Below are 12950 nucleotides of genomic sequence, written 5' to 3'. Positions count from 1 at the left end.
GCGTCGACATCGATGGCTGCATCCCGATGCAATGCAGCGAACGCATCGTGCCAGCAAGGACAATGAGGCAGCAACACTCTCGCAGTTGCGATTGACATAGATCAACACACCTGGCGAACCACAGCCTGATGTCAATCAGGTATGGCTAGAATCGCCTTGCCCGTCGTCAGCCCGATCTGGCGCCGGGCCGACACGGGATATGCCGAAGCTCGGGGACAGCATTGAACGGGTGACATCATGATCGATTGGCTCTTCCAGACGCTCCGTACCTATCCGGAAATCGCGGTCTTCCTCTCTCTGGCCCTGGGCTACTATTTCGGCTCCTTTACCTACAAGGGCCTTGGTCTCGGCGCCGTTACAGCAACGCTGATTGCCGCGGTCATTATTGGCCAGATCGGAATCACCATTTCAAGTCCGCTCAAGCCGTTCTTCTTTTTGATGTTCCTGTTCGCGATCGGCTATGGCGTCGGACCGCAATTCGTGCGTGGCATCGCGCAGGACGGTGTTCCCCAGGCCGTTTTCGCCGCCGTGGTCTGTGTCTTCTGTCTTCTCGCTGCGTATCTCGGCGGGAAGCTGGCCGGCTACGACGTTGGATCGACAGTCGGGCTCTATGCCGGCTCCCAGACGATCTCCGCATCGATGGGGCTTGCAACCGACGCCGTCAATCGTCTTGGTTTGCCTGCAGACGAGGCCAAGAAACTGCTCGACGCAATGCCGGTCGCCTATGCAGTAACCTATATTTTCGGCACGGTCGGGTCCGCGATCGTCCTGGCCCTGCTCGGGCCTGCGCTGCTCGGCATCGATCTCGAGACTGCGTGCAAGAAATACGAGGAGGAGCACGGCGGCAAGAAGCAGTTGGGTGGCCCCGGGACGGCTTGGCACCAGTTCGATTTGCGTGCCTACCGCGTTCGTGAGCGGGGCCCCGTCGTCGGCAAGACGGTTGAGCAGGCAGAAGCGCTGATCCCCGATCAGCGCGTTTTTGTTCTCCGGCTCCGTCAAGCCGGGAAGATCGTGGAGGCAACCTCCGACGCCGTGATTCATGCCGGCGATGTCGTGGCGGTAGCAGGCCGCCGCGACGTGCTTGTGCAGCTGATCGGCGAGCAGGCGGAGGAAGTTGACGATCGTGAGCTGCTGGCGGTGCCGATCGAAGGCGTCGATGTTTACGTGACCAGCAAAGAAGCCGATGGAAAGACGCTGGAGGAATTGGCGAAGGCGCCGGGTGCCCGCGGCGTTTTCCTGCGCAAGATCACCCGCGGCGCCATCGCGACCGAAATTCCCATCCTGCCGGACACGAAGATAAATCGGGGCGACATCGTCACCCTGGTAGGCCGCACGCCTGATGTCGCCGCCGCCACAAAAATGCTGGGCCGCCCGGATCGCGTGACTGACGTTGCCGACGTTGCCTTCATCGGGGCAGCCATCGCGATCGGTGCACTCGTTGGCGCCTTCGTTTACAAGATCGGAAGCGTGCCGCTGACGCTGTCCACTTCCGGCGGCGCGCTAATCTCCGGCCTGTTCTTCGGCTGGCTCCGATCCGTGCACCCGACCTTCGGCCGCATCCCGTCACCCACCGTGTGGTTCATGAACTCGGTTGGCCTGAACGTCTTCATTGCCGTGGTCGGCATCTCCTCGGGACCGGGATTTGTCGCCGGCCTGCAAAAGCTCGGCTTCAGCCTGTTCCTTTGGGGCGTCGTGGTAACCACCGTCCCGCTAATTCTGGCGATGTACGTCGGCAAATACCTATTCCGCTTCCATGACGCGATCGTGCTCGGATGCTGCTCGGGCGCGCGTACGACGACCGCCTCGCTCGGCATGATCAACGACCGCGCGAAAAGCCAGATTCCCGGCCTTGGCTATACCGTCACTTACGCGGTCGGAAACACGCTGCTAACGATCTGGGGCATGGTGCTGGTCATGTTGATGACATAGCCGCGGCCGAGGACGATGTTGATTTGGTTGGAGCAGTTTCTCGTCCGTTATCCGGAACTCGCGCTGTTCCTCGTAATCGCCGTGGGCTACTGGATCGGAAGCTTCAGGATCGGCGCGTTTAGCCTCGGCCCGGTGACGGGCGCGCTCTTCGCCGGACTAGCTGTCGGCGACTTCGCGCACGTGCCCGTTTCCAGTATGACCAAATCTTTTCTGTTCCTGCTATTCCTGTTCGGAGTGGGCTATTCGGTCGGTCCGCAATTCGTCCTGGCGATGAAGCGCGACGGGCTGAAGCCGATGCTAATGGCCGTTGTCGTGAGCTTCACTGGTCTTGCTGCGGCAATTGTCGTCGCACGTGTACTGCGGCTTGACCCCGGCTTCGCGGCTGGACTCATGTCGGGCGCCCTCAGCCAGAGCGCTGCAATGGGTACGGCCACCGACGCTGTCAACGGACTGTCGGTGTCCGAGGCACAGCGCGCGTTGTTTGTGTCGCACATCGCGGTAGCCGATGCGGTCTGCTACATCTTTGGCTATGCCGGCGTGATCACATTCTGCACAATGGTCGTTCCGGCACTGCTAAAGATCGATCTGAAGACGGAAGCGCTCAAACTGGAACAGGCCTTGGGTATCACTCGCGCCAAGCCCGGCCTGGCGTCCGCCTGGCGCAAATTCGAGATGCGCGCCTACCGGCTGGATGACCAGACGGCAATCGCCGGACTGGCGGTTGCGACCGCCGAAGCTCGTGTGCCCGGGCACCGCGTGTTCATCCACCGCATCCGCCGCGGAGAACGTATCCTCGAGGCGGAGCCTGGAACGATCCTCGCGGCAGGCGATGTTATCGCGCTGTCGGCACCGCGCCAGATCATCGTTGAGTTGATCGGACCACGCGGCGAGGAGGTGGAGGACTCAGAGCTCCTCGATATCCCCCTGATCTCGGCCGATGTGTTCCTGATGAACCCGAAGCTCGCGGGCACCAGTCTCCAGCAGGCGTCAGAAGAGAGCTGGACACGCGGCCTCTATTTGCGCTCGTTGAGCCGAGGCGGCGAAGCACTTCCCGTCGCCGCCGGCGTCGTTCTGGAGCGTGGCGATCTGCTTCGCATCGTTGGTCCTGAAGCAGTGGTGCAGAACGCCGCCAAGAGCATCGGCGTCATCGTAGCGCCAAGCACCAGCATCGATTTCGTGGTGCTGGGGCTAGCGATATTCTTCGGCGGCCTCGCTGGCGTTCTCGCGAGTTTTTCAATTGGTGGTATCACGATCTCCCTGAGCACCAGCGTCGGCACGCTGCTCGCCGGACTTCTGGTCGGCTATCTCCGCACGCGTCTGCCGCACTTCGGCCGGATCCCCGACGGTGCCATCAGCCTGATGACCTCACTCGGACTGGCGGCCTTTGTTGGCCTTACCGGGATTCATGCCGGGCCGATCTTCCTCTCCGCCATACGGGAGTCGGGCATCGGCCTGCTTCTGGGCGGCATGATCGTAACTCTATTGCCGCAGATGGTCGGTTTCTGCTTTGGCCATTTCATGTTGCGCATGAACCCGATCCTCCTGCTCGGCGCATTGACTGGAGCCCAGACGGTAACGGCAGCGATGGCTGCCATTCAGGAGCGCTCCGGTAGCTCCGTGGTGGTGCTTGGCTATACGCCCGCCTATCCAATCTCGAACATCCTGCTGACGACCTGGGGATCGGTCATGGTGGCCGTTTTCGCCGCCTGAACAAGGCTGGATTTCTACTACCTACCTCGCGAATGCAGGGGTAACCCGTGAGACACGGGCTACCCCTGCATGTTCGTCCCCTCTCTATCCTAAGAGGCGGCCTTCAGCTTCGGCTGAGCACCGGGCTTGGGCCGACCGATCTTCGCCAAGGCTTCCGTGCGCACGAGCTTCAGCCCTTCCTTGGCGTCGTAGCCGTGGATTTCCTTCACATCGAGCTTGCGCATGAAGTCGATGGTCTCCTGGGTGATGACCTGGCCCGGCACCATGATCGGGAAGCCCGGCGGGTACGGAATCACGAAGTTCGCCGAGACGAGCTCGGGCCCGGCCTTCAGGCGACGGTCGATCTCGGGATCGTTGAGACGGATGTGTTCGCACCCCGCCGCATCGTAAGCGGCATAGAAGCCGCTGCGGATATCGCCTTCGTTGGTCTTGGCGCCGGCATCGCCGCGGAAGCTCGGGTGGAAATGCGAGAAGTTCGGGAGGTCGGGCACATCCTTCATCAAGCTGTTGACCCGTGCCTCGAACGTCTTCTTCGCGTTGGCACCGCCCTGCGCGAGACCACGATCGACCTCGCCCGCGATCTCGGCCAGGACGCGTACGAGGTGCGCGACGTCGCTGCGGGTGTTGTTGATGTTGGACTGGAGCAAGACCGAGTTGCGCGAGGTCTTGTTGATCTGGATGTTGTACTCGCTTGCCAAAATGCCCTTGAACTGCGTGCCGTCGTAACCGGCCGTACCGCACACCAGCGTCATACGAGTCGGATCGAGGCAGAACTCGTCGTCGTCCAGGCTCTTCAGCGTGTTCGCCCAGTTTACGCCGGCAGCGAGGTAGTCGGTGAACCCGCTCTGGCGATATTGCGCGGGCACCATGGCGTCGGCACCCAGAACGCGGAAGTATTTCGATATGAGCGGATTGTTGTTGACCGCCTGGCGGATCGCGAGCGCGATCTCCATCGCGTTGGCGACAAGGCCGTAGCCTTCCAGCTCCATCTGGCGCCGCGAGACGTCGAGGCTCGCGATGAGCTGCTGGTTCGGGCTGGTGGATGCGTGGGTGAACACGGCCTCCTTGAATTGTTGCTCGACCCTGTGGAATTCGACGTCCTTGACCGCGAGCATGGAGCCCTGGCGGATCGCCGACATCGACTTGTGGGTCGAGTTGGTCTGGTATACGCGCAGGCGAATCTGGCGCGGATCGGGGATCAGCCGGGTCTTGAGCAGCACCTCGTCCGACGGGTTCTTGCCAAGTTCGGCCTGCTGCTTCTCGTAGGCTGCGACCGATTTCGGATCGTGCATCCAGGCCTCGATCTCGTTGGCCGCCCCCATTCCGGTGCGCCGCCGCAGGAACGGCGAGAACCGCGCAAAGCCGAACCAGGCCTCATCCCACAGGAAGATCAGGTCCGGCTTGATGGCGAGGCATTCCTCCATCACCCGGCGGGTGTTGTAGATGTGACCGTCAAAGGTGCAGTTGGTGAGGTCGAGCAGCTTGACGCGGTCGAGCCGGCCGTCAGCCTTGGCATTCAGCAGCGCCTGCTTGATCGTCTTCAGGGGGACTGCGCCATACATCGAATATTCCGTCATCGGGAAGGCTTCGACATAGAGCGGCTGGGCGCCGGCCAGCACCATTCCGTAGTGATGCGACTTGTGGCAGTTGCGATCGACGATCGCGATGTCGCCCGGCCCAAGCAGAGCCTGCACCGCCATCTTGTTCGAGGTCGAGGTGCCGTTGGTCACGAAGAAGACGCGATCGGCGCCAAGTGCGCGGGCCGCCTTGTCCTGCGCCTTCTTGATGTTGCCGGTCGGCTCCAGCAGGCTGTCCAGGCCGCCGGTGGTCGCGCTGCTTTCGGCCAGGAACAGGTTGAGGCCGTAGAATTCGCCCATGTCGCGGATCCAGTCCGACTTGAAGACCGATTTGCCGCGGGCGATCGGCAGCGCGTGGAAGGTGCCGATCGGACGCTGCGCATATTTCTTGAGATTGTCGAAGAACGGCGTGTCGTAGCGATCCTGCACGCCTTCGAGGATCGAGAGATGCAGTTCGAGCAAGTCTTCGATGGAATAGAAGATGCGGCGGGCGACATTGGCCTCGGGATTTCCGGCCATCGCCTCGACGTCGCGGTTGGACATGAGATAGATGTCCAGCTCAGGTCGAACGCGCTTGATAATATGGGCGAGGCGGAGCGCGGAGGCATCGGATTCGTCATTGAGGCCGGCGGTGGCGGTCATGGAGCGAAGCACCGGCGCGTCGTGCCGCGAGCGCAGCCCGAAGCCTTCGTTGATGACGACGGCTGCGAGGTTGGGGTTGAGGATCGTGGCGCAGAAGGCGTCTTCGAGGCTGCCGACGATGACAGGCTCATAGACGAAGGCATCGACCGGACGCCGCAGCTTGCGCCATTCGTTGGCGAGCGCAGGCCAATTGCTGGCCGAGAGGCCGGTGACGATCAGGGTTTCGAAATAGGGACGACGCGCGGTGTGCTGCCCGAACATCTGCGGCGCCAGATCGGGAGCCTCGCCATTGCCTTCGTCATTCACGCTCCAGTCGCCGGCGTGCTGGCGGAACGACCTTGTCGTCAGGGCCTGCGTCAGCCGTGTCGCGAGAGCGAGCGAAGTTGACGCATCGCCGGTCGCGGCCGCTTCCCGCAGCGCCCCCATCAGTTGCAGGCCCGGATAGCCGTGGAACTCCTCCGTCACGGAAAGATCGGCCAGCGCTGCATCGTATTTCGCGCGATCGCCGCCGCGAGCCCATGCCTTCGCAGCCTCCACCAGATCACGCCAGTCGTCCGCCCGCCCCCCCGGCCCGGAGAAGAACTGATCGATGCGCTTCTGCGCAGGCTTGGTGTCCTTGGACATGATTGTCTCCCGATCCCTGAGGCAAGGTGATGCGGGATCGTGGGTGCGGCGCGGGGCGCTCCATTGATCCAAGTCAACGGTCGCTCGCGATGTAATGACGCCATGGACCGCGCGGGCGATGTCCCTTCGCAATGCAACCAGCAAGCCTGATGGCACGGTCGAAAAAGTTATGGCCGCCGCCGGCGACGCCGAACAGGCTAGGCAACTGGCTCATGATGATGGTGAGCCCGGCACCGGCCTTGAAGCCGACCAAGATGCTGTCGCTGACCAGGCGGACGAGAACACTGAGCTTGAACAGCCACGCGATGAAGCACAACACCGCCACTGCAAAGGCTGCGAGACTTGCAATCTGCGCATACCGCACGGCGTCGCCGCCAGCCAGCGCGCCCACGGTGCTGGCGATCATCAGCGAGATGGCCGAGGTCGGGCCGACTGCGAGCTGGCGCGACGAGCCGAGCAGCGCATAGCCGATGCCGCCGAGCAGATAGCCGTAGACGCCGACCTGCGGCGCCAAGCCGGCCAATGCGGCACGCGGCTCGGAAGGTCCATTCATGCGCGCGCCTCCGATGGCCCGGCTTCGCAGCGCAGCAGTACGATCTCGACCGTTTCATCGCGGCGGATCGCTGAACCGGCAGCGATGTTCACTGAGCTCATGTCCGGGATGTCGGCTGTCGCAGGTCGCGCGTGGTCGCATAGGCAGCGCCTTACCATCGGCGGGGCTTGATCTGGATCAAGCAATCCCCGGATTTCGAGCATGAGATCGCGGCAGCAACGTCGTACTGGCCGTGCTCGGGCCGATCATCGTTGCCGCTACTTTTGCAGGCTGAGGGAGATCGCGATGCGGCTGCTCGCTGGCGCTACCATCAGGCATTTTGCGGCAATCCTGCTCGTCCTTGCAGCTTTCGTTCTGTCGGCGCGTGCCGAAGGTGACGCTCGCATCCAGGAAGAGATCTGGGCCCTCCCCTTGCCGCTTCCGATGTTCGCCTATGTGGTGCGCCCGGTTGGGGATGGCCCGTTCCCGCTCGTGATCATGAATCACGGCGTATCGCTCAATCCTACCGACCGAAGCTTCTTTCCGCTGGTCGAGTTTCGCGACGCTGCCAAATGGTTTGCCCGGCAGGGCCATCTCGTGGTGGCGCCGGTCGGCACCGGCTACGGCGCCGCCGCCATCGATGCCCCCGAACGCGGACTCTACGGCCCGTTCTTCTCCAAGGTCGGCAAATGCACCAATCCGAACTTCCGCGATCCCGGGCTCGCCGTTGCACAGGTAGATCTCTGGATCATCGACTACATGGCCGCCGAAAAACGCATCGTGCCGAAGGACGTCATTGTCGTCGGCCAATCCGCCGGTGGCTGGGCCGCAATCGCGTTATCAAGCCTGAACCCGTCGCAGGTGAAAGCCATGATCGTTTTTGCCGGCGGCCGGGGCGGCCGGGTCGGCGGCAAGCCGAACCACAATTGCGCGCCCGACAAGCTCGTCGCACAGACCGGCGAATTCGGCCGCACCTCGCGCGTGCCGATGTTGTGGATCTACATCGAGAACGACACCTATTTCGGCCCGGTTTTGACCAAGCGCATGCACGAGGCTTTCGTCGCCGCCGGCGGCAAGGCTGAGTACCATCTGATGCCTCCGTTCGGCAACGAAGGACATTTCTTCATCGGTTCGCCCAGCACGGTCCCGATCTGGTCACCGCTGGTAACGAAGTTTCTTGACGCACAGAAATGATCGGAACGATCCGAGGCTCGGAGGTCAAAACCATGGTCAAGGCTCGTCATTGTCTCGCGGGACTTCTGATCGTCACCATCGCCGGCGTCACGATCACTCCTGGCGCCGTCGCGCGGAAGAATGCGCAAACGGACAAACCCGCCGAAGCCGCAACGCGCGGCCAGCGCGAGGCCAAGGACATCACCTATGGAGATTGGCAAAAGCTCTGCTTCAAGCCAGGCGGCGCGCCGACGTTGTGCCGGACGTCGATCACCGGGAAGTTTCCGACCGGGCAAACGGCGGTGCGTGTCGACCTGATCGAGCGCGAAGGCGACCGGACGGCGCGGCTGCAATTATTCGTGCCTGTCGGCATGTACCTGCAACACCCCGCCAAGCTGACCGTCGACCAGGGCAGCCCCTACCAGGTGCCCTATAGCTGGTGCCTCACCAATGCCTGCATCGCGGGCGACGTCGCCGATCCCAGGATTATCAAGGAGATGGAAACCGGAAAGACGCTGGTCCTGGAGGTCGTCGATTCCAACCTTCTGGCGCTCACGACCTCGATGCCGCTGGCGCAATTCGCCGCCGTTCACAAGGGCGCGCCGGCAAAGACGATGGAGCAGGACATCGACGAGTAGGCAAAATATCGAAAACAACCCCATGCAAAGGAGTCGCATGGTCGGCGTGACGTTTTGCTGATTTTACGAAATCATTTGACACGTCGGGCAAATCACCTGCAGAATGCCATCATTGGGCCTAGCTAGCCCGCGCCGGCACGGGCACGTTCCACGGGGTCGACGAGCGACTGCGCCGAGAACGGTTTCGTCAGATAGGCAATGCATCCTGACTCGATCGCGTCCGAGCGATTGGCCGCACTGTCGTTGCCGGTGATGTAGACGACCGGTGTCGTGACACCCTCGGCGATGAGCCGTCGCCGCAGGTCAATGCCGGATTCGTTGTTCAGATCGATATCGATGATGATGCAGATGGCGGTCTGGAGATCGGAGTGATCGAACAGCGCTGCCCCCGACTCGAAGAGCAGAGCCATGAAGCCATGTTCGCGCAGCAGGCGTTTGATGCTGATGCGCATCGATAGATCGTCATCGACAACGAAAACAGGCGCGCGCGTCGGCAAGATGGTCGGCCCTCTGATGATCGCGAGGAAAAGAAAAGCCAAACAGAGCCCACTTACGCACGCCATAGAGCACGCCGTCATTCACATTTCATATTGTCCCTGAGTATAGGTGCGCTGCGGCAACCGTGCGCCCGCAACTAAAACGCGATGAGATTAGGATGATTCGTCATCGCGCTTTAGGTTGTTGTTTACGCATGATCTTTTCGGAAAACCGCTTCACACTTTTCCGGATCATGCTTTAGCCGCGGCGCTCGTCCTTCGGATGGAGCATGCCAAGCCGCTCCGCAATAGAGACCAGTTCCGCGAGTGAGCGGGCCTGCATCTTTTCCATGACCTGATGGCGGTGCGCCTTGACGGTGCGCTCGGTGGTTCCGAGCTCGTGCGCAACCTGCTTGTTGATCTTGCCGCGCACGATCAGGTCGAACACCTGCCGCTCGCGCGGCGTCAGCGCGGCGACGAGCGCCCTGAGTGACTCCAGCCTGCTGCGCTGGCTGCGCGCGGCTTCATGGCGAGCCATGGCGCGTTCGATGGCATCGATCAATTGCTCCGATGACACCGGCTTGGTCAGGAAATCCTCGGCGCCGGCCTTGATGGCCCGCACCGTCGTTGCGGTGTCGGCGTGTCCGGTGAGGAAGACGATCGGCAGCGTCGAGCCCAGCTCGATCAGGCGGGTTTGCAGCTCCGGACCGCTCAGTCCCGGGATCTGCACGTCGAGCAGAACGCATCCCAGCCTGTCAGGATCAGGCAAACGATCCAGCAGCTCCTGCGCTGATGCGTAGGTCGCAACATCATAGCCTGCAAGCTTCAGCCGGCGTTCGATCGCCGTCCGAAACGATGCATCATCATCCACCACGTGAACCAGCCCGGGCAATTTCACCTCTTAGGCGTAACGATCGCAATTGGGCCTTCTGCTGCGCTGAATCGCAAGGTCAGTCGGCGATAAAATCGTCCATATGAATGGTACCGGGCATAGCGAAGATTTCTTCAATTGAGCACGGAGCGTCAAAATGCATTCGATGATGGTCGACCCTTCTCAATCCGTGCAAGATATTGCAGCGCCTGTCCTTTGGTACAATGGCCCTTGAGACAATGGCTGGAAATGCCGCCTTCGTCGTAAGTCAACCCGAGCGGGAGTGGGATCGCGCGGCACATTCCTGGCCATGAATCGCCCAAGACCAATTCAGAGATGGATTGAGGAGTTGGCCCATGTTCGTACGCATCACGACTGATCCCGCGCCCCGCCCTCATTCACTCAACGACCTCGGAATGACAAGCGATTCAAATCCGATGGTCAGTTTAAACGAATTTACTTACAAGAAAGGTAATGAGATCTACGGCGAGAAAGAGCCGGCCGAGTACATCTATCAGGTCAAATCCGGCGCGGTGCGAAGCTACAAGCTGCTGTCGGACGGGCGCCGCCAGATCGGCGCGTTTCATCTCGCCGGCGATATCTTCGGACTGGAGAATGGCAGCTCCCATCGCTTCACCGCAGAAGCCGTCGTCGACACCACCGTCCGCCTGATCAAGCGGCAGAGCCTGGAGACCGTGGCCGAGAGCGATGCCGTGGTAGCCAGGAATCTGCTCCGCATGACCACGACCAATTTGCAGCACGCGGAAGATCACATGCTGCTGCTCGGTCGCAAGACCTCGCTGGAACGGGTCGCCGCTTTCCTGATCGAAATGGACAAGCGGCTCACGGCCGCAGGAGTCCTGGCGCTGCCGATGTCGCGGCGCGACATCGCCGACTATCTCGGCCTCACCCTCGAGACCGTTTCGCGGGCGATATCGCGCCTGCACGAGCTCGGCATCCTCGGCTTCGTCGGCAACACCCAGCGCCAGATCGTGCTGCTGGACCGGCAGCAGCTCGCTAACCTCGATCTCCAGAACTGAATCCTTCGGCCTTGATCGCCGCGAGGTGCTCCAGCGTCTTGCGCAGCACCTCGAACAGGACGGCGGTCGACCAGCCGAACAGCAGGATGCCGTTCATCGCGGTCATCGGACCGACCAACCGCCATTCCGGGACCGGTGTGATATCGCCGTAGCCGAGCGTGGTGTAGTTGACGAAGGCAAAATAGAGCAGCTCGCTACCGGCCGGCGCCGCGCCGACCATCCGGTAAGCGAGCGCCCAGACGAGAATTTCGAGCGTGTGGGCCACCATCAGGGCGGCCGCCGTTGCGGCCATCACGGCCATCATGTGCAATCGCGGCCGCGCCGTCTGACGCAGCCCCGCCGCCCGCGCGATCCCGATGGCACCGACGGTTACCAGCGCATGAATCATGATGTTGACGAGGCTGATGGCGATGCCGACCAGGAATTGAAGCGCCATCATCCTGTCTCGTTTCGCCGGGTGGCGGAGGGGCCGCCCTCCGCCGGAAGAGATTTCGACTATACCTTCGGCGTGAACATGCCGCTCGCCGACTTCATCGCGGACTCGCCCATGTTTCTCGCCTGGTCGGTCAGCGAGCGCATCTGGTCCTGGAAGAATTCGGACTGGATCTTGAGCGCATCCTGCACGTCCTTGGCCTGGACGAGCTTGTCGCCGAGATCGAACGTCGCGATGACGTTGCGCTGCATGTAATCGCAGAACTCCCTGGCCTGGCCCGCGATCGGCAGCGGCGAGGCGCTCAGGCCTTTCTCCAGCAGTTCAAAATATTCTGTGTTGGCCTTGCGCAGACGTCCCAGCGCTTCACTCAGCATCGTGCGGAATTTCTCGGCGGACGGATTGATCTCAGCCATGGCTCTGCTCCCGTACTCGTTTCCAATTATGCGGCAAGTCCCCCAAACCAGGCCCCGAAATAGCCGGCGTACAGAGCCGGCAGCTCGAGATTCATCGAATGCCCGACGCGGGGCACCACAACCAGCCGGCAATCCGGCATCGCCTCAGCCATGGCGCGCAGGTCGGCGGGCGGAATCCAGCCGTCCCATTCGCCCCACAGCACGAGATGCGGATGCCGGATCTCGGGCATGCGTCGCTCCAGCTCCCGGCTCTCCCTCTCCCGGGTGAGATTGACAGGCGTCCCGATCCAGATGCCTTCGGAGACGCCAAAGGTCTGCTCGACGATGCGGTCGAACAGCGCCTTGATTTCTCCCACGCCGTCACGGAATCGGGGAGTTTCGTTCGGCGCCATGCTCTCCGGCACGAACAGCGAGGAGGCCGCGGTCGCCATTACCGTCCGTGTCAGCTCCCTGCTCGCCATCATGGCACGGAAAAGCCCGATCTGATCGGCATTGAAGGCCATGCCGAGCGGCGTCACCGGATCGAGCGCGAACACGCGCCCGAAGCGCTGCGGCTGCATCAGTAGCATGCGAGCGGCAATGATGCCGCCGGTCGAATGCGTGGCGAGGTGGCAATAGCTGACGCCCAACGCATCGAGCGCCGCCAGCATGTCCTGCGCATGCTGCTGCATCGAGTAGTTCGAATAATCGGCCGCAGGTTTCGGCCGGTCGCTGTCGCCGCAGCCGCGCCAGTCGATGCCGATCACGCGGAGGCCGGAGGGAAACATCGGTGCGGCGAGCTCGATCCAGTCCTTGCTGGCGAGATTGCCGTGGACGAAGGCGACCGTGACGTCGCCTTGTCCCCACTCTCGCCAGCCCAGTTCGACCTTGCCCGCCCGCACTCTCGGCATGA

11 protein-coding genes and 1 pseudogene are annotated in these 12950 nt (G+C 62.1%); 5 read left to right on the top strand and 7 right to left on the bottom strand.

The features are described from left to right. Nucleotides 1-237 precede the first annotated feature (237 nt). Both aspT and QQL28_RS06125 read left to right on the top strand, forming a co-directional pair. Nucleotides 238-1929: an aspartate-alanine antiporter gene (aspT, locus tag QQL28_RS06130; protein ID WP_284262251.1), complete on the top strand. Its 1692-nt coding sequence runs from the start codon at nt 238-240 to the stop codon at nt 1927-1929. A 27-nt stretch (nt 1930-1956) separates the two neighbouring features. After that, nucleotides 1957-3639, top strand: a complete 1683-nt coding sequence (locus tag QQL28_RS06125; protein ID WP_284262249.1) for an aspartate-alanine antiporter-like transporter — start codon at nt 1957-1959, stop codon at nt 3637-3639. Nucleotides 3640-3728: 89 nt separating this feature from the next. Here the strand turns inward: QQL28_RS06125 and QQL28_RS06120 are convergent, their stop codons facing one another. Beyond that, a complete protein-coding gene (locus QQL28_RS06120) occupies nt 3729-6482 on the bottom strand; it encodes an aminotransferase class I/II-fold pyridoxal phosphate-dependent enzyme (RefSeq protein ID WP_284262247.1) in 2754 nt (917 codons plus the stop codon). Nucleotides 6483-6618: 136 nt separating this feature from the next. Continuing rightward, nucleotides 6619-7014 (bottom strand): annotated as a pseudogene (locus tag QQL28_RS06115) (SulP family inorganic anion transporter); the annotation flags it as partial. Nucleotides 7015-7320: 306 nt separating this feature from the next. On the opposite strand from QQL28_RS06115, the gene QQL28_RS06110 reads away from it, so the two are divergent. Together QQL28_RS06110 and QQL28_RS06105 are read left to right on the top strand one after the other, a co-directional pair. Further along, nucleotides 7321-8208 (top strand): alpha/beta hydrolase family protein, encoded by an 888-nt coding sequence (locus QQL28_RS06110; RefSeq protein WP_284262245.1) that lies wholly within the window; start codon nt 7321-7323, stop codon nt 8206-8208. A 32-nt stretch (nt 8209-8240) separates the two neighbouring features. Beyond that, nucleotides 8241-8825, top strand: coding sequence for an invasion associated locus B family protein (locus tag QQL28_RS06105; protein WP_284262243.1), 585 nt, complete (start codon nt 8241-8243; stop codon nt 8823-8825). A 122-nt stretch (nt 8826-8947) separates the two neighbouring features. Here QQL28_RS06105 and QQL28_RS06100 read toward each other — a convergent pair whose 3' ends face one another. Both QQL28_RS06100 and QQL28_RS06095 read right to left on the bottom strand, forming a co-directional pair. Continuing rightward, nucleotides 8948-9322, bottom strand: coding sequence for a response regulator (locus tag QQL28_RS06100; protein WP_284262240.1), 375 nt, complete (start codon nt 9320-9322; stop codon nt 8948-8950). Between the two features lie 238 nt (nt 9323-9560). Beyond that, nucleotides 9561-10193, bottom strand: a complete 633-nt coding sequence (locus QQL28_RS06095; RefSeq protein ID WP_284262236.1) for a response regulator transcription factor — start codon at nt 10191-10193, stop codon at nt 9561-9563. Nucleotides 10194-10528: 335 nt separating this feature from the next. Here QQL28_RS06095 and QQL28_RS06090 point away from each other — a divergent pair, with 335 nt between their 5' ends. Then, the gene (locus QQL28_RS06090; RefSeq protein WP_284262235.1) at nt 10529-11212 is read left to right on the top strand and encodes a helix-turn-helix domain-containing protein; all 684 of its coding nucleotides are present in this window, start codon (nt 10529-10531) and stop codon (nt 11210-11212) included. Here the strand turns inward: QQL28_RS06090 and QQL28_RS06085 are convergent. The 3 genes from QQL28_RS06085 to QQL28_RS06075 are packed head-to-tail and all read right to left on the bottom strand — an operon-like array spanning nt 11190 to nt 12948. Beyond that, nucleotides 11190-11648 (bottom strand): potassium channel family protein, encoded by a 459-nt coding sequence (locus tag QQL28_RS06085; RefSeq protein ID WP_284262514.1) that lies wholly within the window; start codon nt 11646-11648, stop codon nt 11190-11192. The two genes, QQL28_RS06090 and QQL28_RS06085, sit on opposite strands and share 23 nt — an antisense overlap. A gap of 59 nt (nt 11649-11707) precedes the next feature. Next, nucleotides 11708-12058: a phasin gene (locus QQL28_RS06080; RefSeq protein WP_284262233.1), complete on the bottom strand. Its 351-nt coding sequence runs from the start codon at nt 12056-12058 to the stop codon at nt 11708-11710. A gap of 26 nt (nt 12059-12084) precedes the next feature. Continuing rightward, the gene (locus QQL28_RS06075) at nt 12085-12948 is read right to left on the bottom strand and encodes an alpha/beta fold hydrolase (RefSeq protein WP_284262231.1); all 864 of its coding nucleotides are present in this window, start codon (nt 12946-12948) and stop codon (nt 12085-12087) included. Between the last annotated feature and the right edge of the window lie 2 nt (nt 12949-12950).

Source organism: Bradyrhizobium iriomotense, from assembly GCF_030160715.1.
GTDB lineage: Bacteria > Pseudomonadota > Alphaproteobacteria > Rhizobiales > Xanthobacteraceae > Bradyrhizobium > Bradyrhizobium iriomotense.
The sequence above is the reverse complement of the archived record's forward strand: the minus strand, read 5'-3'. Positions and strand labels throughout refer to the sequence as shown.

Coding starts and splice junctions, on each gene's coding strand:
- aspT (WP_284262251.1), top strand. CDS start 238: ATGATCGATTGGCTCTTCCAGACGCTCCGTACCTATCCGGAAATCGCG.
- QQL28_RS06120 (WP_284262247.1), bottom strand. CDS start 6,482: ATGTCCAAGGACACCAAGCCTGCGCAGAAGCGCATCGATCAGTTCTTC.
- QQL28_RS06110 (WP_284262245.1), top strand. CDS start 7,321: ATGCGGCTGCTCGCTGGCGCTACCATCAGGCATTTTGCGGCAATCCTG.
- QQL28_RS06105 (WP_284262243.1), top strand. CDS start 8,241: ATGGTCAAGGCTCGTCATTGTCTCGCGGGACTTCTGATCGTCACCATC.
- QQL28_RS06090 (WP_284262235.1), top strand. CDS start 10,529: ATGTTCGTACGCATCACGACTGATCCCGCGCCCCGCCCTCATTCACTC.
- QQL28_RS06085 (WP_284262514.1), bottom strand. CDS start 11,648: ATGGCGCTTCAATTCCTGGTCGGCATCGCCATCAGCCTCGTCAACATC.
- QQL28_RS06080 (WP_284262233.1), bottom strand. CDS start 12,058: ATGGCTGAGATCAATCCGTCCGCCGAGAAATTCCGCACGATGCTGAGT.
- QQL28_RS06075 (WP_284262231.1), bottom strand. CDS start 12,948: ATGCCGAGAGTGCGGGCGGGCAAGGTCGAACTGGGCTGGCGAGAGTGG.